Source organism: Bradyrhizobium sp. USDA 4454 (genome assembly GCF_054822705.1).
In genome coordinates, this window is sequence record NZ_JBTRCN010000001.1 from 2,260,959 (window position 1) to 2,284,374 (window position 23,416).

The following is a 23,416-nucleotide window of genomic DNA, read 5'->3' on the forward strand; positions in this document are numbered from 1 at the left end:
TGGTTCTACCTAGGAGTGCGCTATGGCGATGTGCTTCCAGTGTGGAGGGTCAGGAAAGGCGCCGTGTCCGGGGGCGCATTGCAGTCATGGTTGGGTTCCGAAACGGGGCGGCGACGGTATCGAACTTTGCGGCACTTGTTTTGGCACAGGAAATATTCAGTGCGCGGTGTGTGGCGGCACAGGGGCGACTGTGACCGGCGGTCCGCCGCCACTTGTCCGCCTTCAACCTAACCCCACCATCAAACCGTTGGTGTTGGTACTCGCGACCCTTTTCGTCATCTTCATAGTCTTTCCCAGCATTGCGGGATTGGTCCTTTTGTCGAAGCTAGGCCCGGTCCTCTGCGCACTTCTGCAAAATTGCTCGTGAGGTGTCGATCGGCCGCGACCAGGGCACAACACTGCCCGCTTAAAATACATACGGGCAGCGTTGGCTCTAGCCCCAGGATTGAAGTGCAAAATCCTGACGAGGAGAGAACCGCGTTAGCGTGCAAGCGTTTCTTACCCAGGAAGAGGTAGTCCGGCAGCCAGCCAGACCTGTGAGGGCTGCTCACCCTAGACGGATCCCTAACTCACAATCGAAAAGTTCGCAGCCGTTACCGAGCCTGCCGTCTGGCCGTTCAGCCACACCGCGGTGTCGCTGTCGACCTGAATCACGAAGTAGGCGCCGTTCTGGTAGGAGTGCGACAGCATGTCGGCGAACGAGCTGAAGCCTGTGCCATTCAGCGCCACGACGTCGGTGGCTGCGTTGAAGTCTTGAACCACCTGGACGCTTGGCACATCGTTGGACACGAACGTGTTGCTGCCGCCGCCGCCGAAATAGTAATTCACGCCTTGGCCGCCGTCGAAATAGTCATTGCCAGCGCCGCCAAGCAGCACGTCGACGCCTTGACCGCCATACATGGTGTCGTCGCCGTTGCCGCCGTAGAGGTAGTCGTTCCCTTGGGCGCCGAACAGGAAGTCGTTGCCGTCGTCGCCGTTCTCCACCACGGAGCCCTGGGTGGCGATCAGGACGTCATTGCCCGTTCCGCCATAGCCGTTGCTGAGGTTGCCGACGCTCATGTAAATCCAGTCGTCGCCGGCATCGCCTTCCAGCAGATCGGTGCCGTCATTGCCGACCATCGTATCGTTGCCGTTGCCGCCGTAAGTCGTGTCATTGCCGTCGCCACCATACGTCTGGTCGTTGCCGTCGCCGCCGAACAGCAGGTCATCTCCGCCGTCGCCCGCAATGACGTCGTTGCCCGCGCCGCCATACAGGCCCGGCGCTATAGTGGCGCCGGCGGCCGTGATGTTGGGCCCGCTATCATTGCCGTCGCCACCGTAGATCGTATCATTGCCGGCCGAGCCATACAGGGCATCGCGCCCGATACCACCGTCGATGTAGTGGGTCTGCGTCGTCAGCGCGCCGCCGTCCTGAACATAATCGTCGCCGTTACCGCCATACTCGTACGACATGCTGGCGGTATTGCCGCCCTGGATCCAGTCGTTGCCATCACCTCCGTAAAAGGTGCCGAAGGCCGTGCTAGACCAGGTCGTGTACAGGTAATCGTTGCCCTGACCTCCGTCCCAGTAATCGGGGCCGGGCTCGCTGCTTCCCAAGGTGTCATTGCCTTGGCCGCCGTAGAGAGTCTCGTACTCGGCTATAGGAGCGACGTTGTTGTTGGTGCTATCACCGTAAAATGGGGCGACGAACCTGACATCGGTTGTCAGAAAAATGCCGTCTACGCTTGCGGTGACCATTACGGTCCCGTTGGCACTGTCCGAGAAGCCTACAACAGCCATGCCATTTGAGTCGGTGATGACCGACGAAGGAATTGTGGCATTGCCGGACGGCGAAGCGGAAAGAAAGACAGTAGCACCCGATACAGGGAAGCCGAATGCATCGACCAATGTCACGGTTAAATTCACGAAGGTGTTGGCCGGAACACGCGAGGACGAAGCAACTAGGCTTGAGTTGTCTGCTGATGTTGGACCCGCCACATTGCCTCCGGTCGCAAACAGTTGCTTTCAAATGTTTGAATCTACAGACGGCGCGTAAGTCTCATCACGGCAAATTGGCAAAGGTAGTCACCCGTTTGGGCTAGGTGGTCAGGTCGTTGTGAGACGATCAATTCCGGTCCCGCTGCTCGTCAAGATTAATTACCATGCATCGGCTTGTCTTGCACCTGAGACTGGATCGACCAACGACGCAGGGAATACTCCGGGTAGTCAAAAGCTTACCACACTGCCCCTAGCGCTCTCCCGGCCACCAAGTCGACGGCGGGTTCATGGTTGAGATCTTCGTCGTCCGCAATGCAACCAGGTGGCTGCGCTTGAACGGATGGCCGTTCCGGCGCGAGCACTCTTTGCACCGCATGTACCGCTCCAGCTCGTGGATTGGCGTCCACTTCGGCCGACGGACGATATCCAGTGCTACCGTCTGATGGGTATCGCAGCCGAGGCATTTCACCTCGAGATAGCGATAGCCGGCGTTCAGGGCATCGCCGAGGGCAGGGGACGGTTGGGCCGGACCCTGGAAGGCGAGCATGCGGGCGTTCCATGCCTGGCAGGCCGCGCTGTCGGCCGTCAGCCGGGCTTCCTTGGCGCGATCGGCCAGATGCCGGACGGTAGCTCCGAACATGTACTCTCGGGATTTCGAGCCCATGCCGACCAGAAAGCAGGACGAGGGTCGCCGCGCAAATTATCAATGGGTTGAGGCGCGGAACAGGACGCGGCTACAGCGTGTCGTGGGTGTTGATAAGCTCGGCCGGCGTACCAGAGCCCTACTTTTTCGGTGGCTGGCGCAGCTCTTCGATCTTGGCACCATGACCCGCAGCCTCGGCTGCGTTCGGTGCCACAGCTTCTGGCTTGCATCGTGCTGCCGGTGGAGTGCCGCACACACGGCCCATCTCGGCCCAGCCGACGCATTTGCCGTTCGGGCCGCGATAACCGGGGCCGCCACGTTCTCCGCATTCCGCGGCGGCCGGCGTCGCAAGGCCGACCAATATGGCGATAGCGACGAGGAGCGGACCTGTCATGACGCGGTCGGACTAGGTTGGGCCGGGCGGGGGCTTGTTCTGAAACTGGATGTTGCACTTCTTAGCGATCGAGGCTTGTTCGATCGCAACCATCTGTCCCTTCATCTGACCGAGCTCGGCCGCGGTCTGCTTGTCGCCGCCGACCAGGAAGGCCGCGGGCCAGAAGACGATGACTGCTGCCGTCGTCGCGATCGTATCCTTTGTGCGCTGGCTGTCCTGGGCGCCGGACAGAGCCGCTGCGCGCGCCGATACGCCCTGCGCTTCGAGCGCGAGCTGTTGGCACGTATAAGATTGATACATAACGGGCGAAACGTAGTTCGGTGTGATGTCCGCGGCTGACGATGCGCAGCCACCCAACGCGGCGGCGAGCGCCACCATTGCAAAATTTCTCATTAAAAGGCCTCCCCAGCCACATGCTACTAAGCGCAACCTCCGGTAGAGGGCAAGCCCGTAGGTGTACGGGGAGCCAATGGCGCGCCGAGGCGCCCCGCAAGGGGAATGGGGGCTGAGGTATCGCTGACGGCGGGGAGGGGAGGTCACTGCGGCCTCCGGAACGGAATCACGTCCCCATCGGCGGCCCGAATGACGACCTTGGCCAGATCCATGATCTGGAAGCCCCATCAGCCAGCATCTCAGCGACGTCTTGGCGGTCCATGTCGCGGACGATCGCCTCGGCGACCTTCATCAGGCGGGCTGTCGCGGCGGTGGGATCTGGCATGGGCGTTGGCTATGAGGTCCATTCCAAGAGGCTACCGGAGTGGAAATGGCCGGGGCAATCCCAGCCATCGGCACCCTTGTGCCGAAGCTACCATCTCGGAAGCGGAGGGAGGCGACCAATTGAGGTACCCCCGGACCAGGCTTGTGCTGCCCTTGTATTCCACGTCTGGTTGCGGGAAGGTGTAGCTAAATGGCGAATTGGGGCGGATTCGCGCGGTGGGCTCGACAAACTTGGTCAACTTGGCAACGCGCTCTTTTCGGGCGGCGATTGCCCTTTTGTTGCACACCGCGCTTATCGCAGTCGCAATATTCATGGTTTACCTGGTTGAAAGGCTCTTGCATCAACTATGGCCCGAAACTGCCCCGTTGCTTTTTGACCGGGTGCCTCTAACGTGGCTTATGCAGGCGATAGACTGTGTTTTCTTTGTGCTCTTTGGAACGATGGGCGCATCGACGCATTTCGGATACTTCGAGGCGAAGAGAAATGATCCTGTCAGCCGCAAGGTTCTCGCTTACACCGTCGGCTCTTCTTAATTGGGCGGCTGCTCGTCTAGCGTTATACTTGGTCGCGTCATGCATGACAGCCGCGGTCTTCGTTGGCGGAGCAGCGTTCTACTCGTTTGTATGGCCGGCTCCGCCGCGGCCTCAGCTATCCGTTCCGCAAAGCTTACCAGCACCCGCTACTCCTTCTTTCGACCAAGATGATGCGATGAGGCGAAGCTTTTCGCCCAATCGCGTAGAGCCGTTAGTCGTTTCTGAGTTGGCGTTGCGGCAAGTTACCGGCGCCAGCGTTATTACGCTCGACGAGAAGAGCAGGCACCTCGTTGGAAGTGTCTTGGAGGCCAACTCAATCAAAGGGAAGGACTTCGTTCTCAGGGTCTCGCGCGGCGGTCCCCAGGGAATGAGCAACGAATTTGGACTTCGGACCCCCAGCACGTTCGTAATGCGCGCGAGTGATCTAAGCTGGTATGAAGTTAAGCTGTCGGGCGAGCGCGATGTCTATGCGGTTGCAACCAAAGAGCAGGTGCTTGCAGCGATGGCGCGCGAGATCAAGTAGAGATGGCGCTCGTCTGCGGGGTATCGTTTGTCGCGTCAGTTCGAACAGCTGACCCCCGGGAAGATAATCCGCCTGAGACGCCTTTGGCGAAGTTGACCACTTCGTCCCAATCGAGCCTAGTGTCGACCCAGCCGACATTGCCGCAGGCACAGTGCACTTTAGGTTAGCGCGGATGTCACGCCCAATCCCCGTCGGAGGGCATGCGCGCCGACGACATGGCATTCGTCTTAATGCGCGCTCCTTCCGAGAAAGGTCACTCGTCCTGCCAGTCGATCACGAGTCGACCGCCAAAAAAATCAACGGCAAGTGCGATCTTATTGAAGTCATCCCCTCTGGACTTGCGGCGAGGACCAACGAAGTATTCGCCACAACCAAGCTGCCGGCTCAACTTCTTGATGCTGATTTTGTCCTCTTCGGCTCGACGCCTGATTTGCTGTCGCAGATCATCAGGCAATGCTGGCTTGTCCTTCTTCAACTGCATTCGCTTTGCCTGCTGAAGAATCGAACTTTCAGAATGACGTGGAAATGCACCTTTCAGATCGGCGCGCTTGCACGAAGGCCACATTTTCCGAAGCCTGACCAGTTCGGCGCCAGTCCATGAGTTTACATAGGCGTTGCACCCTAGTGCCTTTCTCCGGACCCTCACTGCTTCGGGCGTGCGGTTCTTGAACAGCTTTGCCAATTCCCGAATTGGCTTGGCCGCGTGTCTACGAATTTTCCTATCCTCCGCAGTCGTCCACCACTGCGGCTGTGTGGAGAAGCCCATCGCGCTACGCCGGCCCTGTACGGCATTTTGCGTTCGGCCAGGAAGCAACTCGAGTGCCCGCGCAATCGAGTTCGCGCATATGATTGCGTCCTCTTCGGCTGTCCAACGCTTCGGTGTGGTGGCACCGAGTGCCCTTCGCCGGGCCCGGCAGGCTCCCCATGATCGACCTTGCAGCCTCCGCGCCGCTTCAGCTGGAGCAAACTCCTTGATTATCGCGTCTTCCTGCTGAGTCCACTGATCGGCACGATTCGGCATCGGGGGCGCGCCTCCACGCAGCCTTGAGCCTTCTGCTGATCTCAGGAGGTTGGAATGCTTATCTGACTTGATGTCCCCGCAATACCCGCAATTCACCGGGCGATGGGCAAGCGCCGCGGCCGGGCCTAATTGCCCATTGAGCGCAGAGCATTCTCGGTCATTTGCTTCCGGTAGGCCGCGCGTGCGTTGAAGCGGGCCGCGATCAACAAGGCTGCAGGAATGCCGACTATTGCGAGAAAAGCCAAGGTGCCGATGGTTGCCATCGTCCAGCTCCCGGTGAGAACTTCCGAGATTCTGAATCAGCCGGGAGTTGAGCGCAAGGCTTAATCCGACCCGTCGGTCGTTCACGTCGTGCGATTTTTTGCAGTGGAGAACACCGGACGAGCGTCACCCTTGCTGCCCAAATATTTGATGCGACTCACCCTTCTTGTTTCCCGACGCCGTCCTGCGCCAAGTGGAGGGAAACAATGTGGCATTCGCCGAAGGGAGTTATTCAGCGGAAAGGGCTGACCGATGAAAAGGCACCGCGCATGCTCGAAGGCTTTCGAGCCGGCAGCACGTTGCGTCCTTATCATTTGCCAACGGCTAAGTTCAAAGCATATTGCGACTCTCATCCGGCCTATGCGGAGATCGCGCTGCCGCTCTTAGCGGCAAATCTCGTGGCCTCAAATAGGCGCAAGGGCGCACTGAAGCGAAACCAGATGCACTGCAAGGCAGGCCATCCCCTGTCCGGAACCAATCTCTATATCGAAAAGAGAACCGGGTTTCGCAGGTGCATGACTTGTATACTGCGGCGCAATGCTGAGCCGAGCCCGCCGACCACCGAACAGGTCGAGCGCGTGACGGCCGCGATCAACGCGGGTCAGAGGGCGGTTCAATTCTGTGGCAACGGATCTCCTGACCGGATCTTCGGTTTCAACAAGCTGAAGATACTTCGACAGAACAATCCGGAGTTCGACAGGCTTTACACAACCAAGATTTTACTCGTTCGGCCTCGATCGAATATCGTCACGCATCGCGAGGTCACCCTCACGCCGGCGCAGCAAGAATATCAGCGCGTCGCTCGACTCGTGCCGTATCAATTGCCACACGACATCAGGGACGACGTCATTCAATCCATCTTCCTGGCAATTCTAGAGGGCTCATTGCAGCTGGATCAGGTGCAGGCTCGGGTCAAGGAGTTTGTGAGGGCTCACTACCGCGAAGCCAACAAGCATGGGGTTGGCAAGTTCGGCCTTAGGTCATTGGACGCGCCGATCAAAGTCGATAGCACGCTGACTCGAATGGACGTTATCTCCTTGAGACGATGGGAGGAGGGTGAGGGATAGAGGGAGGCAATCTCAAATGCTGATGGCCGCTGGGCTGAGCGCAGTCAGCTGTATACGTGAGCCCGTTGCCGTAGTTTTACGGAAGCTACCTAGTGCGCTTGGGCGTTGTCATTTTCAATTCGCGATGCAGAGTTGACTGGCTTCGCGCATTTTGAGGAGCGACGGATGATTGATCAAACAACCGCGCCTTATGCGGCGCTGCTATTGCGCGTTACTATTAGCGGATACTTCATCGCTGCGCTGTACGGCAAATTTTTTCTGAGAGGGATCAGCGCACTGCTAGGAGATGGGGCGCTCGCATTGAAGATGCCGAGCTTGCCATGGGATGTGGATATAAACATCGGGCGACGGCCTAGTCTGGCATTGAGGGCGGCTTATTCGCGGTTGAAGAACGATTGGACCTGATCAAATACACGATTGGCAGGGCGACTGTCAGAGTCAGGCAAGGCACGCCAAGCATCAGCACAGCGAAAATCGCGGGGTTGAGAGTGCCGAAAAGCCACATTACGACTATTACCAACTCAACCACGGCCACGGCGATCAAACGGCCCTTAATTGACCTGTTCATTTCTTTCCCTTGATGGCGCCTCAGTTAGCGGCCTCTGCTTGATCGACTTCCGCATGGCGTAGAAGACGCCAAGAAATCCTCCCGCTGCACCTAACAGTGCATCAAGCGGATCGCCTCTTCCCAGCATAGCGCCGATCCCTCCGCCGAGTGCGCCGCATAGGCCGCCGATCCAAGGCCTCATTCAGATTTCCCTCAATACGACCTGCTCAAGCTCCGGTGCCGCACGCGAGCTGCTTCGGACTGGCAAACCCGACGCAGGGCCGCCTCGTAAGCGCCGCTCGAACGTCGACGTGCCGCTCTTCTCAGTCGCCTATGTCGTCGCCGTCGTCGTCCTCATCGGCTCCTCGGTCGGGATCCTCGACGTAAACCAAGCAGCCTTCATAAAATGAAAGGGCGCCACCACGGAGGGGACAATCCGTTTCCGAAGTAATGTTGTGCGCTTCTGCCCAGCGATATCCCGCTGCATGTCCGGAGCAGTCGTCAGAGCACTCATAGCCGCCAAATTCCCGGGCGTGTGCTTCGGAAACTGCCGCGCTGCCAATCAATGAAGAACACAACAGCATGATCGCAAATCTAGGCATGGAAAGCACCGCAAAGGCTAAAGCAGATCCGAGCGCAACCACTGCTAGAGAAGCTCAAAATGCGCTATTCGTCTAGACTGGAAGTTCGCCAGCGAGCAGCGGCCCTGATGGTGGCGCGCGCAGCAGGGGAGCGGGATGAGCAAGGAGCAGCCCCAGGACTGGCGCCGGTGCCCACCGCATAGCGGCCGATGGCAGTCATGCACCGGCGATCGGGCCTGATTTAGAGCTACGATCCGCCCGCCTGCGGCGGGTCGCGGCCGGAATCAAGTGCCCGTGAAATGTGAGGCAATTCACACGCCACCAATAGCGAGTTGGTCTAGCCAGGGAACGGGTGGCGATCGGTATCGGAGAATTCGTGATGCCGTATTTCAGCAGCCAAAGCTTATCAGCAGGATCCACCACTTCAGCGCTCAGTATTGTTATCGTTGCCGCGTCTGTCTTTGCAGTCGGCTATGTGGAGTGGTCATCCAGCGCCAACCTCAACCAATTCATGACCCGCACTGCCGCCGCGGATTATTCAGGGCCGAGTCCATTTCCCAAGGGGCGAACGGGTTGCCCGCAAGGCAATAAGCCACTGCCGGCGCTTTCCCTGCCGCTCGAATGAATCGGGCCTAGACCTCCCAGAGAAACTACGCCGCCGGGCCCGAAATGGTTTGTCCCGGCGGCGTCATGTATATTCCCAGCGCTGGGCCCTGAATTCCCAGTGGCGCTAGCTTAGTAAATCCGAGGGCAAATGGCTGTTGCCCGACCCACACAAGAAATAGGAAAGAGGAGCCGGCAAACGAAAGGGCAGGGCACCGGCCGGCGCTAGTTGCCCGTTGATGCATACCCAGCGAAAGCGGCGTCAGATCCTCAGCGCGGCTCACTAGTCTTGTACGTGGGGTCGTCCGGAATCCGGGCTTCGTACTGCTCAGCCTTTCTAAGCAATGCATCACGAACTGGACCCTTCGGCAAAAGGGCGGCTTGATGGCGTGCCTCTCTCGCGCATTCGGCGAGTTTAGTCACCCGTTCGTCGGTCACTGCACTTGCTTCCCGGGCCAGACGCTCCGCCTTTAGTCTTTCGCGATTCTCATGGAATGCCTTTTGCGCTTTAGCGTAATCGCTCAAGGCCTCCTTTGCTTCCGTAGCTCTGAATAGCTTGCGGGCTTCTCTTTCCGCACCTGTCGGTGCAATCCTCCGCTCTCGATCGTTGATCATTGCTGCACCTCCTTCAGATCAACGAACGGTACCACCTTTCGATCCTATCAGGCACGAAGGGTGCACGTTTCGGCAGATCATTTACGGCTCCGGTCGCGCCGCACCTTTTGGAATTCGGCAGGCCCCTTGACGAGCTGGCGCTTGCGGTCGGCTTGCTCCTCCGAGCTGGCGGTGCTGTCCGCTATTTTGTCGATTGTTTTGTCTGCCATGTCGCGAGCGCGCTGGCGCTGGGTCTCGCTCTTGGATCGGACTCCATTAGCGGACGTCAAGCCGATCTCGACCAGTCGGCGGAGGGCCTCGGAGCGGCCGGGCTTGTCGGGCTGCGCGGCGGCCCAGGCGTCGACGGCGGTCATGAATTCGTCGGAGAGTCGAAACGTGCGCGCGGGATCTCTGCCCGTTGCTGGGCGGCCTGCACCAGGCCTCTTTCCGCCAACCCGTTTTGGTATTGCCTTTTTCATAATTTGGTATTACCGGTTTCAGGCTTGAAAAGCAAGCGGCCCGCCGTCGTGTTGGAAGCGCGACGTCGGGCCTAGCCCAAAACATGGAGTTACCCATGCCTCAGGTTGATTCTGAGAATAGCACAGCTTTGCGTGTGCCCGACCAAGGGCCAGTTTATCACCCGACCGACATTCCCCCAGAGCGGATATTCAAGACCATCTGGCGCCTCCGCCGCGAGGCCATGGACGAGATAGCCCGGCTGATCCGGTTTCTCGACGACACCGACAATCACATGGAGCGGGAGCCTGACGACGACGAACCGTGGCTCGGCTTCCAGGAGGCGTTTCCCGGCCTCGGTATGGGAGGTGGAGGCGACGATCGGGAAGTGGACCTTGGGACCTTCGACCGCATGGTGGACCAGACGCACGCGTCCCGGCAGTACTTTACTGAAGCGCCTGCAGCCCCCGACGCCGAGCACGATACTGCGGATATTGAGCCGAGCCTCGGCAGCCTTGACCAGAATGACAGTCAGGAGCGATGGGCCGCGGGCGGGAAGCGCGATCTCGAGGGCGATCCAGCGGAGTCCGGCATTGGCGACTATGATGGCTTGCTTGAGCAGGCTGGGATGAAGGACCCGTTTCAGGGGACCTGAAGGCTGACGCCTCAGCCCGCCGGTGCTGCCGGCGGGTCTGTTGCGCCGTCTCACCACTTCGTGAACGTTTCTCCGTGGTGCAGGGGTAAAAAACTTGGATACCGACCCATAGATGCGCGACCTGCATTTGCCCCAGCATTGATTCATTGATTTGCCCGCGGGTGCTGTTTGGGCAGCGCAACGAAGGACGGAACGGGTGCCCAATTCAGACCTGGATTGCCCTTAGGGTGGGGAATGGTTTCGAAGGGCATTGCCTAGCCCCGAGAAGTTGCCCCAGCATCGATGCATTGATTTGCCCCATGGCCAATGGGATAGCGCGGAATCCACCCCTTCATTGGGCCTCGGTTTCGCGAAATTTGCGAACCACGTGCGCTGTGGCTTGGCCGGCCGAGCGCCCAATGGAGCCTTGTATGGATTTGAAAACCGAAGAATTGTGCGCCCACACGGGGCTAGAACTGTTCACCGAGAGGGAATGCAGTCGCCTCGCGGAATGGCGGGAGGAGCAGGATGCATTGGAAGCCCTTTGGTGGGGGCGTGCCTTCGCAAAAGCCAGCGAGAGATTTCCCGGTCACCTACTTTACACGCTCCTCGTCGACGGCGAGCCGACCGTTATTTTTGGTGAGCATCAAGCTTATCATCTTCACTCTTTTGATTGTCTGACAGGTGAGAGCGGAGCCCTTGAGGTTCGACCAGCTACTCAAGTCGAGTGCGACCAGGTGGCAGACGGATTGCCGCAAATCGCTTCGAAGCCGAACCAGCTAAAATCAGCCGCCTCCCGATTGGTCGTCTAATGTCCAGAGGGGCGCACAGCTTCAAGCAGGGTGACCTTGCCAAGGCTATCAAGGCCGCGGTGAAGTCTGGCGTGAAGCTTCGCCGCGTCGAGATCGACCCCGCCACCGGCAGGATCATTCTTTTTCCCGGCGAGCCAGATCCTACGGGCGCGTCAGGGAATGAATGGGACGACGTCAAGTGAGACGGCGCAACCCGAAATACACGCACGAGTTCGCCGACCACGACGGCAAGCCACGCTATTATCTACGCCTGCCTGGACGGAAGCGCGTTCCGTTACCAGGAATGCCATGGTCCCCAGAATTTATGGAGGCGCGAGAGAAGGCGATCAACGGCAGTTGGGAGGCCCCTCAGCTTGGAGCAAGCCGCACGAAGCCGGGAACGGTCAACGCCGCACTGGTGAGTTACTATCAGTCGACGGCCTTCAAGGACGGACTCGCAAAAACCACACAAAAAGCCCGTCGTGCGATTCTGGAGCATTTCCGCGAAGAACATGGCGAAAAGCGCGTCGCGCTGATGCACAGGACCGCGCTGCAAACGATCCTGAACAAGAAGACGGCCGCCGCCGCAAAGAATTGGGTGAAGGCTCTACGCGGCTTGGTCGAGCATTGCATCTCGCTTGAGATGATAGCGACTGATCCACTGCTCGGCCTCAAGCTTGTGAAGGTGAAGTCCAAGCCGCACCGGCCATGGACTGCGACAGACGTCGAACAATACGAAAAGCGGCACGCGCAGGGGACGAAGGCGCGCCTTGCCCTTGAACTACTTCTATCGACGGGGCAGGCCCGTTGTGATGTCGTGAGGATGGGGCGCCAGTTCGTCCGCGACGAAACGCTCTCGATGAGCCGTCAGAAGACTGGCGTTCCCTTCGATATTCCTGTTCTGCCTTCGCTGCGCCGAGAGTTGGATCTGCAGACGAACCCGAATTTAACGTTCCTGGTGACCGAGCAGGGCAAGCCATTCACGGCCGCTGGTTTCGGAAATTGGTTTCGCGATCGATGCGACGAGGCCGGTCTATCTGTCATGTAGCGGTCAATGAGAAAAGTGTTCCCGTCAACGGACGGCGATCATTGGTTCTGGGCGCGCTGGGGCTGATGTAGCTGCTGCTACGTAGTTGTGGGTCTTTTATAGTGTGCGGCAGTAGCGAGCGGAACGTTTGCAAGTTCGTATCCTTGCTATGGTCGTGCTGTGAGACCACGAACAAGTTTTTTTGCGGCGATATCCTTTGAAGGCATTGCAAGCCACCCCAGGTTGTGACCAGATGCGGCAGTGTGTCGCGTTGCAACTTTCCACTAGGTCTTTCGGGGCGGAACCTTCGTATGCGGTTGCGAGATGTTGAAATCGCCAAAGCAACTCACCGCAAGCAATCGAGCTGAAGGCGAATTTTCCATTGGTCCGCGAGATTGCCTCCAACGTCGACGTCAAGCCGACGATGGTCGCGGTCTTCGTTCTCGATGAGATGTGCGGTTGTTATGCCTAACACGCAAACGCTAGTGAGCCCGCCGATCACCGGCCAACCGGACGCAATCAGAGACTTAGTAACCACTCACTATGGGGGAGCGATTACTTGCACCGGCGATGCGGTTCGTCGTCGGGCCAGGGGTTTGGTGTTGCCGACGTCTCATTTGCGAGTCCCAGCGGGCGGTCGCGAATCGAAGTCGAAGAAGTACAACGCGGAGATCGCGCCAAATCTCCAGCGGAGCTAGGGAACGAGCATGACAGTGTCCGATGGCAGGCTGAATATTATTTTTATTACTTCCACTGCTTTCGGGTCCGCGCTTTCGATTAGGGCGGGTATCAACGGTGCACGGCGAAAAGTGGGTAGATGGGATAGCAATTCTACGCAGACGTTCCTCAGTTCGATGGGGAGTTTTGGCGAAAAGCGGATCAAGTTCTTGCAGCAGAGCTGTGCATACTACGAAGCGGAAGCAAGAATTATCGCTGAATATCAGACGTGGGCGTTGCTCGGGTGCTTCGCTAGCTTGTTCGGAGGTGGGGCGATTGAAATCGCTATCGTAGTTCTTTTAGGGTTGCGGTAGAAGTAATTGCAACCATCGACTTGTCCAATCTAGCGAGAGAGGAAAGAGTATGGCTGACACAGGCACTACCGTGAATTTTCGCCGCAGATCCGGAGGTGTCTCGCTGGGCAGCGCAGGGACAGCAGGGACCACGGATAGTGCTGCCGGTGAGTACGGCAGAGATTGTAATGGCAGGCGTACAGCGCGACAGCCGCGATATGGTTCTCCAAGTTCTTTGAGAAGCCATTGGTGAAGAGAGTGAGCGGCGCGACGCACCGACTCCGTCCGCCGGCGTAACGGGTCGGCTTGCGCTCGTTTGAGCCTGCCGCTGCTGAGCTCCGTTAGTGGTCCCAATCAGCTTGATCCAAGGCATTGGAGAGCTGATGCAAAAGTTGTGACAATTGTTGTTTATCGGCGGCTGAGAAATCTTTGAATAGCCGCGCCTCGCGGTTGCGCGAGGCTTCGGTAATTTTAGCTGCAAAATCCTTACCTTCGCGGCTAAGTCTAGCGAAAGCGGCTCTGCCACGGGAGCGAGTTTGCTCGATCGAGATCAGCCCTCGATCCGCGAGGACAGCGAGGCTGCGACTCGCTGCAGCCTTGTCGATATCGGCAGCGTCGGAAAGTTCACTGACGTTAAGGGAATCGATGCTCTTGAGCGTCATAAGAAGACGCCATTCCACGATGCCGATATTCCAGGACGCGCGGTAATACGCGGTCGCGCCTCTGTTAAGACGCATGCCGAGGGTCGACACCAGCACGGCCAAATGTTCGCGCGCCAGTGTTCCGGCAGTGCGCGAACGGTCGTTCGACGCTTGCTCAGGCTCGAGCTTCTTGGCCGCGGGCATCCCAGGAACCTCCTCATTCGAATCTTCGCCCAAAGTCTCAATTTTTGCGGACCATTGATCCAGATCAAATTACTTGACAAAACATTTATTGACACATCAACATAACGGCCAATCTCCCAATCCCCAAGACAAACAAAGTGGCGGAGAGCTTTATGGAAGGAAACGGCCAGGTCGCGAATCTCGGTCAGGCAGCCTCGTATGCCGGCGCGATCGATTGCGACATCCACCCCGCTGTGCCGGGGATGGGTGTGCTGCTGCCGTATCTAGACGACTATTGGCGCGAGATGGTCTCCGTCCGTGCGTTAGATCGGCTCAATTTGAGCCTGACCAGCTATCCGCAGAACTCGCCGCTATCATGTCGCCCCGACTGGGCACTCGATGGCGGCACTAAGCCGGGCTCCTCGCTCAAAGCGATGAGAGAGCATGTGCTCGATCGGTTTCGACCGCGGTATAGTATCCTGAACTGCCTCTACGGCGCGCAGGTCCTTCACAGCGAGGACATGGCGGCTGCGTTTTGCCAGGCGACCAATGACTGGATCAGGGATCACTGGCTCAACCACGACCCGCGGCTGCGCGCCTCCATCGTGATCCCGTCGCATAATGCGGAACTTGCTGTCGCCGAGATTGATCGCCGCGTCGACGACTTCCGGTTCGTGCAGGTGCTCATGCTGGTGTCCGGAGAAACGACGCTAGGACGCCGCCATCTCTGGCCGATCTATGAACGCGCTGAGCGCCTCGGCTTGGCGATCGGAATTCACGCAGGCAGCGCCTATCGATATGCTCCGACCGCCGTAGGCTGGCCCTCGCACTATGTTGAGGACTATGTGGCGCAATCCGCCGCATTCGAGAGCCAGCTGCAAAGCCTGATATCGGAAGGCGTGTTCGCGAAATTCCCCCGGCTCAAGGTCGTCGCCATTGAATCCGGGCTGACATGGTTGAGTGGATTCATTTGGCGCGCCGACAAGACCTGGAAAGGCGTGCGGGCCGAGGTGCCCTGGGTCACGCGCACGCCGTCGGAGATCATCCGCAACAACGTCCGCTTCACAGTCCAGCCGGTCGATGCGGCGGACGATGGCGAGGCCATCATGCGGCTCGCCGATCACATCAAGTCGGACGAACTGTTCCTGTTCTCGACGGACTATCCGCACTGGCATTTCGACGGGGATGCGGTTCTCTCCGGTCGGCTCCCTGATGCGCTTTTCCGCAAGATCGCCAGTGAAAATGCGCTTGCCACTTACTCGCGATTGGCCAAGGCCGATCAGGTCATGGAGATTGTGCCATGAGCACTGTTGAACTCGAGCGGCCGCGCGCCGCGAGCTACAAGTTGAAAGTCATCGATTGCGATATCCATCCGGCGATGACGTCATGGACCGAGGTGCATCCCTATCTGGAAAGGCGATGGATCGAGCATCTGTCGGTCTACGGCAGCCATCTGCGCCACGCTTTCTCGGAGGCGCTGTCGCATCCGCGCATGTCGCCCGACGCTGCGCGGATCGATGCTTATCCGGAGGAGGGCGGACCGCCGGGATCGAGCCTTGAATTGATGAGGAAGCAGCACCTCGATCCGAATGGGATCGAGGTGGGCATGTTGATTCCGCTGCGCTGGAATCCGGGGAGCCAGCGCAATCTCGACCTCGGCGCCGCATTGACCCGCGCGATGAACACCTGGCAGGTCGAACGCTGGGTGAAGCAGGAGCCACGGTTGCGGGCCTCAGTGCTGGTCGCCCAGGAGGACACGGTCGCCTCGGTCGCCGAGATCGACGCCAGGGGAGGCGACCCCAATTTTACGCAGATCCTGATCCTGCCCAAGACGGACGAGCCGCTGGGACGGCGGCGTTACTGGCCGATCTATGAGGCGGCAGTGCGCAACAACCTTCCGATCACGATCCATGTCGGCGGCACCAATGGTCATCCGTCGACCGGCGGAGGATGGACATCCTACTACATGGAGGAACATCACTCGGTTGCCCAGACCATGCAGGCGGTGGTGGCCAGTCTCGTATTCGAAGGCGTCCTTGAGCGCTTTCCTGAACTACGCGTCGTCATCATGGAGGGCGGCCTCGGTTGGGTGCCGTCACTCAATGCGCGCATGGACAAGCACTGGGCGCGCCTGCGCGGCGAGGTTCCCCACGTGAGGAAGCCGCCGTCGGAATATGTGCGCGAGCAGGTGTGGTTCAGCACGCAGCCGATGGAAGAGCCGGCGACGTCAGCCGAATTGATCGACCTGTTCGACCGGATCGGCTGGGACCGGCTCCTGTTCTCCACCGACTACCCGCATTGGGATTTCGACGATCCGCGCTACGCGTTTCGCGCCAACCTCACGCAAGCCCAGCGCGAGCGGCTTCTCTTTGAGAACGCCCGCAAGTTCTACAGGCTGGACTGATGGCGCGGCATGTGGTTGCGACCGTGGACCAGATACCGCCGGGTCAGCGCCTGCTGGTCGAGGTCAATGGACGCGAGATCGGCATCTTCAATGTGGAGGGTGAGTATTTCGCCGTCGGCAACCGTTGTCCGCACGAGGGCGCGTCGCTGTGCAAGGGGCGTATCGTCGGTCTAGTCGAGGCCGCGGGTCCGGGCGACTATCGATTTAGCCGCCGTGGCGAGTTGTTGCGCTGCCCGTGGCATGGCTGGGAATTTGATCTGCGCACCGGGCGGTCGTGGTGCGAGCCTGATCGCACCAAGGTGCGGAGTTACGAACTGAAGGTCGAACCCGGCGGCGCGCTGATCGAAGGCGAGCTGCGCGCCGAAACGTTCCAGGTCACCATCGACAAGGAATATGTGGTCCTGGAGGTCTGAGGACCGGCGAAGCAAATAACGAATAAAAGGATTTTGGGAGGAGTAACGTGTTGTTCAAGCGAGTGATGCCGGCGGTTGTCGCCTGTCTTGTCGGTCTGTTGAGCCCCGCGCATGCCGAGGACGGTTCCTGGGACAAGGTCGTCGAGGCCGCCAAGAAGGAAGGCAAGGTCGTCGTTTACAACATGGCCCTGGGCGCGCCCTACTTCAAGGACGTGCTCAAGTCGTTCGAAGCAAAGTACGGAATTGCGGTCGAGAGCCTCGACCTGCGCGCCAGCGAGCTCGCCGAGCGCATCCGCACCGAGCAGGCGGCCGGCCGCTTCCTGGGTGACGCGGAAATGGTCACGACGACCATGATCGAGGAGCAGCTCAAGAACGGCGATTTCGTGCAGAAACTGCCGCCGATCCCGAATGCGGCCCATCTGCGGCCGCCGTTCAAGGCCAATGAATACAGCGTCCCGGCGTTCATGCAGCCGATGGGTATCCTCATCAACACCCGGCTGGTCAAGGAGCAGGACATTCCGACCAGCTGGAATGATCTCAACGATCCCAAATGGAAGGGCAAGATCCTCTCGGACGATATGCGGCCGCTCGGCAGCGGAAACACCATGTTCGCCATCCTGGAAAAAACCATGGGCGGTGACTTCAACCAGAAGCTCGCCGAGCAGAAGCCGGTGTTCAGCCGCGACATGCGAAACGACGCCCGCCGCGTCGCGCGCGGTGAATATGCCATCTATATCCCGCAGATATTTGCCTTCACGTCCGATCTGAAGGGCTTGCCGGTGAAGGTCGTGATTCCGAAGGAGGGTGCGCCTTACGCGGAGATGGATCTCGCGGTGCTCAAGAACGCGCCGCATCCCAATGCCGCGCGTTTGTTCATCGACCACTTCCTCGGCGTCGAGGCGCAATTGCTCTACGCCAATGCCTGGATGCTGCCGGTGAACGCTGCGGCCGCCGAGCGCGCCAATTCGGACGCGCAGCAGTTCGTGAACGCCAAGATCATCGGCCCTGCAAAACTCGCTGAGCGCTCGTCCATGATGGACCTCGCCAAGAAGCTCTATCCCTGAGAGGGCCATGAGCATTTCAGCCGGAGAGGGCGTGGACGATCTGGTCGAGAGGCGCTCGGCCGCCCCGAGTGGGCTCGGGCGGTGGCTGCAGGCGACCGCAGCGGGCCGGGTGACGGCGCTCGCTCTGCTCGTCGCCATTCTCGCCTTCCTTTCCGTCTATCCGTTGTCAATGCTGCTCTATGGCAGCCTGCATTCGACGCCACCGGGGATGGCCGGGACGTTCAACCTGGATGGCTATCGCGACGTCATCACGCTGCAGAGCGCGGTGACACTCCTCAACACCGTCGGCATTTCACTGGCGAAGACCATTCCTTCCGTGGTCCTGGCCGTCTTGCTCGCCTGGATTCTTGCTCGAACCGACACGCCGTTCCGAGGCGCGCTGGAAGTCCTGATCACGCTTCCATTCTTCATTCCCCCGATCTTGACCGCGATGGCATGGGGCATGCTCGGCAACCCGCAGGTCGGGTTGCTCAACCAGCTCTATCAATGGATCACGGGATCCGAGACCGCGCCGATCAACGTCTATTCATATGGCGGCGTGGTCTGGCACATGATGCAGTATTCGGTGCCGTTCCTGTTTCTTCTCATCGTCGACGCCTTCCGCGCGATGGATCCGAGCCTCGAAGAGGCCGCGACGATGTGCGGAGCGTCGCGCCTGAGGACCTTTGGTACGGTCACGTTGCAGCTCATGCTGCCGGCGCTGACCGGCGCGGCCATTCTGAGCTTCATTCGCGGCATCGAGAACTTCGAATCTCCGCTGTTCTTCGGCTCGCCGGCCGGAATTCGGGTCATCACCACCGATATCTACGACTCGATCAACCAGCGGTCGCCGCCGCAATATCAGTATGCGACCGCGGTCAGCTTCGTCATCATGGCGCTGCTGTTCCTGATCGTCCTCCTGCAGCGGCGGATGTTGCGCGGCCGGAGCTTTCAGACCATCACCGGCAAGGGCTATTCGCCTTCGGTGATGAGACTCGGCGCATGGCGATGGGCAACCTTTGCGTTCTGCGTTCTATTCTTCGTGGTGACGGTGGTTCTCCCGGTCGGCCAACTCATCATCGGCTCGTTCTTCAAGTTCTTCGGGTTCTATCAGTGGGACATGCTGACACTCGAGCACTATCGGGAAGTATTCGGCAGCAGCGAATTCTGGCGCGGGTTCAGCAACACGATGTTGCTGGGCCTCGTGGGTGCCACCTTGACGATGTTGCTCGGCGCAGCCGTCGCCTATGTCTCGGTCCGCACGAAATGGCGTGGCCGGCTGCTGATCGATTCGATGGCCTGGCTGCCGTGGATGATGCCCGGCATCGTCCTTGGCGTCGGGTTTCTGTGGGGGTTTGCGCTCTTGCCTCACGGGATTCCGATCTACGGCACGATCTGGGCGCTGTTGCTGGCCTACATCTCGCTCGGGACGCCGCTTTCGGTGCGCGCCATGTCGAGCGCATATGCGCAGCTTTCGTTCGATCTCGAGGAGTGCTCCCGGGTGCACGGCGCAAGCTGGCTGCAGACGATGAGGCGCATCGTTCTTGCGCTGGCGTGGCCGTCCTTCGCGGTCGGCTGGGTCCTCGTGTTCTTCGGCATCATGCGCGAACTGAGCGCATCCGTTCTGCTCTATTCAGTCGGCTCCGAGGTGTTGTCGGTCGTCTTGCTGAAGTTGTGGGCGAATGGCAATGCCGAGCAGGTCAGCGTCATCGGGCTCATCATGATGGTTCTCGTGATCATCTTCCGATGGGTTCAACTCAAGTTCATCAACAGCCGCATCGGTGGAATGTGACCGGGTCTGGATCATGCCATGTCGAATGTCGTTCTTGAGAAGGTGAGCCGCCTCTTCGGTGATTTCGTTGCGGTTGACGGAGTCGATCTGCGTGTCAGTGAGGGTGAATTCGTGACCCTGCTGGGACCGTCGGGGTGCGGCAAGACCACGACGTTGCGGATGGTCGCGGGCCTCGAGCAAAATACCGGCGGTCGCATCAGCATCGGCAACGAGGTGGTCAGCGACGCGGGCCGCGGCGTCTTCGTTCCCTCGGAGCGCCGCAGGCTCGGCATGGTGTTCCAGTCATACGCGATCTGGCCGCATATGACGGTTTTCGAGAACGTCGCGTACCCGCTGCGCGTGAGACGCAAATCTACCGCTGAGATCGGCGATCTCGTCGGCAAGGCGTTGCGCCTGGTCGAGATGGCGAGCTTTGCCGAGCGGCCGGCGCCGGCGTTGTCGGGTGGCCAGCAGCAGCGGGTGGCGATCGCGCGGGCCCTCGTCTTCGAACCCAAGGTGCTGCTGCTCGACGAGCCGCTCAGCAATCTGGACGCAAAGCTTCGCCTCCAGATGGGCGACGAATTCCGGTCGATCCAGAAGCGGCTCGGAATGACGAGCCTGTACGTCACCCATGATCAGGCCGAAGCAATGGCCTTGTCCGACCGTGTGGTCGTGATGGATCGCGGCCGGATCCAGCAGATCGGAGCGCCCGAGGAGATCTACCGCTACCCCGCAAACCGGGTTGTGGCGGCCTTCTTTGGAACACCGAACCTGCTCGAGGCCAGCGTCGAGGCCTGCGCACGGATCGACGACCGCCGTGTGCGGCTCGACGTCGTCGGAAAAGGCTGGCGTGGAGCGTGCGAGTCGGCAAGCGAGATCAGGCCAGGTCAGGCCGTGACCGTGATGGTTCGTCCCGAAGACGCCCGTATCGCGCCGCCCGACGCGGCACGCAGAGACCATGAGCTTCGGTGGTCCGGGCAGATCGCGCACACGATCTTCCGCGGGCCGACCCGGTCGGTCGTCGTGCAGACTGGTGACGGTCGCCTCAATGTCGATGCACCATCGTTCGGTGATTTCTCGGTCGGCGACAATGTGACCGTCGTCGTTCCGCAGCGGTCGGCCTGGGCGGTGCCGGAGCAGGCCAGCACGGCCTCATAACCCGCTGTGCTGGGATGCCTCTCAGCGATAGATCTGCTGAGCCAGGGACAGCATCTCGTTCATGCGTTCGGGATCCGTGGTGCCGAGAAGCTTGGTCGTCTCGAGTTGCGCCACCGCCGGATCGACACCGGTCAGCGCGTCGGTCGTGGTCGGCAGCAGGCCGAGCTTCGCAAGGTTCTGCTGCATCGTCTTGCCGAGATAATGCTCCATCAGCAGCCGTGCGGCGTTGGGATGAGGCGCATTCTTCAGCAATGCCAGATCGTAGCCGACATAGGGGAGCCCCTCTTTGGGTGCGATGAACTTCACCGGCAGGCCCTTGAGCTCGAGCAGCGATGTCAGGCTGTCAGGGATGTAGAGTGGAAGCTCGCCGCGGGCCACCCGCCGTTCGTTGGCGGGTATCTCTCTGCTGAACTTCAGTTCCTGCTGGGCTAGCTTTTCGTGAAAGCTGCGGCCGTAAAGGTCCTGCAGGACCGAGAAGAGCACGCCGCCGCCGCCCAGCGTCCGCAGATCGTCGCTGAGAATCTTGCCCTTCCAGCGCGGGTCCGTCAGGTCGAGCCAGCTCTTCGGCTCGTCCGCCGGCTTGACCAGCATGGTGTTCGCCAGAATGCCGTAGACGATCGCAAAAATCGGCAGCCGCATGCCGTCGCTTGGGAAATCCGCCTTGAGACGGCCGAGACTGGGGAGCGGACCGTGCGGCTCGAAAACGCGCTCCTCCTTGATCTGGAGCGTGGTCGTCGTCCGCCCGTTCTCGGAGACGTCGGCGGCGTTGCGCCCTGCCGCCTGCTCGATGCGGATGCGTTCCCGGACCTCGCTCGCCCTGGCTTCGAGAACGTCCACGGTGATTCCATAGGTAGACTCGAAGTCCTTCTTGAGTTCCTTGTGCGCGGCAAGGCCGACGAAGGCGCTGTAGAGCACCACCCGGCCTTCCTTCTTTGCCGCGGCGACGAGTGCTGACCATTGGTCGTCCGCTCTCGCCGGAGTTATGATCGATGGTAGGATCGAAGACGCCGTCAGCCCAAACACCGCAGCGCGGCGCGTGAGGCGCGCGCGCTCTTTCCAATCCGGCGCGGACATCGGCGCTACTCCGCCGCCTGCTGGTTCGGCGCGCTCCAGCGAATGGCGGTCTTCAACTTGTCTTGATAGGCCTCGAGCCAGTCGGTCTTCGCGTCCGCGTAGTATGATCCTGCGCGCGCGTTGAAGAACACCTCGGCATCGTCGACGCCGGGCGGCACGGTGCCGTCATTGGCGAATGCCCGTGCCGCGTTGAGCAGGCGCCGTCGCGTCCGCGAGATCATCACATCGCTCGGCGCCAGATGTTCCTTGGTATGATCGACGATCGGTCCCATGCTTTCCGTGACGGCCTGGTCCTGCATCACGATGTTGCGGATGCCGGTGTAGATCTTGTTGGTGCGCTGAGCCTCGCGGTCGATCTGCCAGTCATTGCCGATGTTCTGGACCGGACGCCAGCGTCCAAACCAGTCCGTGGTGTTGGGCAGATACTCGAGACCGTCGGCTCCCGGGATGCCGCCGCCGGATTTCAACTTCGAGCTCGAGTAGGTCGCGCCCTTGGCGTGGCCGCCATAGATCGAGATCAGCATCGTGTGGGTGTCGTCCATGGGCACCCAGGCCTTCGCGACCACATGGTCGGCGAAATCGGCGTTCGGTGTCTGGGTCCAGAACGGCAGGCAGAAATGCGCCATGCGCCAGTGCATCTGACCGTTCGCTTCCGGCCGAAACGCACCGTACATCGTTCCCCAATCGGTCTCGGTCACCTTGTACTCCGGTGCACGGTTGGAGACGGTGTGCCGGGCTGGATGGCCTTCCTCGAAATCGTCGGGGTTGATGTGTCCCGCGTGCAGGAAGCCGAAATGCGACGTATCGATGTCGCCTTCGAGGCCCTGGAGCCAGTTTGCCTCGCGCTGCAAAATGGTGACCGTCAGATCCTGTTCGGGAACGAACAGCGCCTCGAGCATCGGCATTGGCGGTGCCTCGGCGCGCGCGCCCATATAGACCCATATCAGGCCGGCGCATTCGCGCACTTTGTAGCTTTTTGCACGGACCTTTTCCTTGAAATCCTGCGGGGGAGGGACGTTCGGCATTTCGAGGCAGCGGCCTTCAACGTCGAATTTCCAGCCGTGATAGACGCAGCGGATGCCGTCGTGCTCGTTGCGGCCAAGGAACAGTGAGGCGCAGCGGTGTGGACATTGATGGTCCAGCACGCCAACTCGGCCGGAGCTGTCCCGGAAGGCGATCAGCTTCTCGCCGAGCAGCATCAAGCGCATCGGTTCGCCGTCGACCGGTAGTTCCGAGGAGAGGGCGGCGGGAATCCAGTATTGCCGCATCATCTCACCCATGACCGTGCCTGGGCCAACCAGCGTCAGATCCTGGCCGTCAGTCGATTTCGACATAGCGATCCTCCTTGC

General features: G+C 60.0%; 24 protein-coding genes. 13 read left to right on the forward strand and 11 right to left on the reverse strand.

Going from position 1 to position 23,416, the window contains the following annotated elements; translation table 11 throughout:
* Positions 1–564: 564 nt before the first annotated feature.
* The 3 genes from ACVIW0_RS10210 to ACVIW0_RS10220 all read right to left on the reverse strand — a co-directional run bounded on the left by ACVIW0_RS10210 (position 565) and on the right by ACVIW0_RS10220 (position 3,407).
* Complete coding sequence (locus ACVIW0_RS10210) at positions 565–1,977, reverse strand: Ig-like domain-containing protein (protein ID WP_461352199.1); 1,413 nt, start codon at positions 1,975–1,977, stop codon at positions 565–567.
* A gap of 250 nt (positions 1,978–2,227) precedes the next feature.
* Complete coding sequence (locus ACVIW0_RS10215; RefSeq protein WP_461352200.1) at positions 2,228–2,641, reverse strand: hypothetical protein; 414 nt, start codon at positions 2,639–2,641, stop codon at positions 2,228–2,230.
* Between the two features lie 385 nt (positions 2,642–3,026).
* Complete coding sequence (locus ACVIW0_RS10220; RefSeq protein WP_461352201.1) at positions 3,027–3,407, reverse strand: hypothetical protein; 381 nt, start codon at positions 3,405–3,407, stop codon at positions 3,027–3,029.
* A 1,033-nt stretch (positions 3,408–4,440) separates the two neighbouring features.
* Here ACVIW0_RS10220 and ACVIW0_RS10225 point away from each other — a divergent pair.
* Positions 4,441–4,788 (forward strand): hypothetical protein, encoded by a 348-nt coding sequence (locus ACVIW0_RS10225; protein WP_461352202.1) that lies wholly within the window; start codon positions 4,441–4,443, stop codon positions 4,786–4,788.
* A 253-nt stretch (positions 4,789–5,041) separates the two neighbouring features.
* Here ACVIW0_RS10225 and ACVIW0_RS10230 read toward each other — a convergent pair whose 3' ends face one another.
* Together ACVIW0_RS10230 and ACVIW0_RS10235 are read right to left on the reverse strand one after the other, a co-directional pair.
* Positions 5,042–5,809: a hypothetical protein gene (locus tag ACVIW0_RS10230; protein WP_461352203.1), complete on the reverse strand. Its 768-nt coding sequence runs from the start codon at positions 5,807–5,809 to the stop codon at positions 5,042–5,044.
* A gap of 125 nt (positions 5,810–5,934) precedes the next feature.
* Positions 5,935–6,072, reverse strand: a complete 138-nt coding sequence (locus ACVIW0_RS10235) for a hypothetical protein (RefSeq protein WP_461352204.1) — start codon at positions 6,070–6,072, stop codon at positions 5,935–5,937.
* Between the two features lie 204 nt (positions 6,073–6,276).
* Here ACVIW0_RS10235 and ACVIW0_RS10240 point away from each other — a divergent pair, with 204 nt between their 5' ends.
* Complete coding sequence (locus ACVIW0_RS10240; RefSeq protein ID WP_461352205.1) at positions 6,277–7,137, forward strand: hypothetical protein; 861 nt, start codon at positions 6,277–6,279, stop codon at positions 7,135–7,137.
* A gap of 165 nt (positions 7,138–7,302) precedes the next feature.
* Positions 7,303–7,542, forward strand: coding sequence for a hypothetical protein (locus ACVIW0_RS10245; RefSeq protein WP_461352206.1), 240 nt, complete (start codon positions 7,303–7,305; stop codon positions 7,540–7,542).
* 465 nt (positions 7,543–8,007) lie between these two features.
* Here the strand turns inward: ACVIW0_RS10245 and ACVIW0_RS10250 are convergent, their stop codons facing one another.
* Entirely contained in the window at positions 8,008–8,286 is a 279-nt protein-coding gene (locus tag ACVIW0_RS10250; RefSeq protein WP_461352207.1) for a hypothetical protein, read from the reverse strand.
* Between the two features lie 358 nt (positions 8,287–8,644).
* Here ACVIW0_RS10250 and ACVIW0_RS10255 point away from each other — a divergent pair, with 358 nt between their 5' ends.
* Entirely contained in the window at positions 8,645–8,890 is a 246-nt protein-coding gene (locus ACVIW0_RS10255; RefSeq protein ID WP_461352208.1) for a hypothetical protein, read from the forward strand.
* A 248-nt stretch (positions 8,891–9,138) separates the two neighbouring features.
* Here the strand turns inward: ACVIW0_RS10255 and ACVIW0_RS10260 are convergent, their stop codons facing one another.
* Positions 9,139–9,483, reverse strand: a complete 345-nt coding sequence (locus tag ACVIW0_RS10260) for a hypothetical protein (RefSeq protein WP_461352209.1) — start codon at positions 9,481–9,483, stop codon at positions 9,139–9,141.
* A gap of 77 nt (positions 9,484–9,560) precedes the next feature.
* Complete coding sequence (locus ACVIW0_RS10265) at positions 9,561–9,836, reverse strand: hypothetical protein (RefSeq protein ID WP_461352210.1); 276 nt, start codon at positions 9,834–9,836, stop codon at positions 9,561–9,563.
* Between the two features lie 200 nt (positions 9,837–10,036).
* Here ACVIW0_RS10265 and ACVIW0_RS10270 point away from each other — a divergent pair, with 200 nt between their 5' ends.
* From ACVIW0_RS10270 to ACVIW0_RS10280, 3 genes are all read left to right on the forward strand, one after another.
* Positions 10,037–10,573, forward strand: a complete 537-nt coding sequence (locus tag ACVIW0_RS10270) for a hypothetical protein (RefSeq protein WP_461352211.1) — start codon at positions 10,037–10,039, stop codon at positions 10,571–10,573.
* A gap of 410 nt (positions 10,574–10,983) precedes the next feature.
* Complete coding sequence (locus ACVIW0_RS10275; protein WP_461352212.1) at positions 10,984–11,364, forward strand: hypothetical protein; 381 nt, start codon at positions 10,984–10,986, stop codon at positions 11,362–11,364.
* A 178-nt stretch (positions 11,365–11,542) separates the two neighbouring features.
* A complete protein-coding gene (locus ACVIW0_RS10280; protein ID WP_461352213.1) occupies positions 11,543–12,391 on the forward strand; it encodes a tyrosine-type recombinase/integrase in 849 nt (282 codons plus the stop codon).
* 1,330 nt (positions 12,392–13,721) lie between these two features.
* On the opposite strand, the gene ACVIW0_RS10285 is transcribed toward ACVIW0_RS10280, so the two are convergent.
* On the reverse strand, positions 13,722–14,225 hold the full coding sequence (locus tag ACVIW0_RS10285) for a MarR family transcriptional regulator (protein WP_461352214.1): 504 nt from the start codon (positions 14,223–14,225) through the stop codon (positions 13,722–13,724).
* A 152-nt stretch (positions 14,226–14,377) separates the two neighbouring features.
* On the opposite strand from ACVIW0_RS10285, the gene ACVIW0_RS10290 reads away from it, so the two are divergent.
* From ACVIW0_RS10290 to ACVIW0_RS10315, 6 genes are read left to right on the forward strand one after another with little or no spacing between them, the layout of a single operon-like run.
* The gene (locus tag ACVIW0_RS10290; RefSeq protein ID WP_461352215.1) at positions 14,378–15,508 is read left to right on the forward strand and encodes an amidohydrolase family protein; all 1,131 of its coding nucleotides are present in this window, start codon (positions 14,378–14,380) and stop codon (positions 15,506–15,508) included.
* The gene (locus ACVIW0_RS10295; RefSeq protein ID WP_461352216.1) at positions 15,505–16,608 is read left to right on the forward strand and encodes an amidohydrolase family protein; all 1,104 of its coding nucleotides are present in this window, start codon (positions 15,505–15,507) and stop codon (positions 16,606–16,608) included. Before ACVIW0_RS10290 ends, ACVIW0_RS10295 begins: the two co-directional genes overlap by 4 nt.
* Positions 16,608–17,021: a Rieske (2Fe-2S) protein gene (locus ACVIW0_RS10300; RefSeq protein WP_461352217.1), complete on the forward strand. Its 414-nt coding sequence runs from the start codon at positions 16,608–16,610 to the stop codon at positions 17,019–17,021. The genes ACVIW0_RS10295 and ACVIW0_RS10300 overlap by 1 nt, the downstream gene beginning before the upstream one ends.
* Before the next feature lie 47 nt (positions 17,022–17,068).
* Positions 17,069–18,085 carry an ABC transporter substrate-binding protein gene (locus ACVIW0_RS10305; protein ID WP_461352218.1) on the forward strand — a complete coding sequence of 339 codons (1,017 nt, stop codon included), beginning with the start codon at positions 17,069–17,071 and terminating at the stop codon, positions 18,083–18,085.
* A gap of 7 nt (positions 18,086–18,092) precedes the next feature.
* The gene (locus ACVIW0_RS10310) at positions 18,093–19,856 is read left to right on the forward strand and encodes an ABC transporter permease (RefSeq protein ID WP_461352219.1); all 1,764 of its coding nucleotides are present in this window, start codon (positions 18,093–18,095) and stop codon (positions 19,854–19,856) included.
* A gap of 18 nt (positions 19,857–19,874) precedes the next feature.
* Positions 19,875–20,993 carry an ABC transporter ATP-binding protein gene (locus ACVIW0_RS10315; protein ID WP_461352220.1) on the forward strand — a complete coding sequence of 373 codons (1,119 nt, stop codon included), beginning with the start codon at positions 19,875–19,877 and terminating at the stop codon, positions 20,991–20,993.
* Positions 20,994–21,014: 21 nt separating this feature from the next.
* On the opposite strand, the gene ACVIW0_RS10320 is transcribed toward ACVIW0_RS10315, so the two are convergent.
* Positions 21,015–22,067 (reverse strand): ABC transporter substrate-binding protein, encoded by a 1,053-nt coding sequence (locus ACVIW0_RS10320; RefSeq protein ID WP_461352221.1) that lies wholly within the window; start codon positions 22,065–22,067, stop codon positions 21,015–21,017.
* 5 nt (positions 22,068–22,072) lie between these two features.
* The gene (locus ACVIW0_RS10325; RefSeq protein WP_461352222.1) at positions 22,073–23,401 is read right to left on the reverse strand and encodes a Rieske 2Fe-2S domain-containing protein; all 1,329 of its coding nucleotides are present in this window, start codon (positions 23,399–23,401) and stop codon (positions 22,073–22,075) included.
* Positions 23,402–23,416 lie beyond the last annotated feature (15 nt).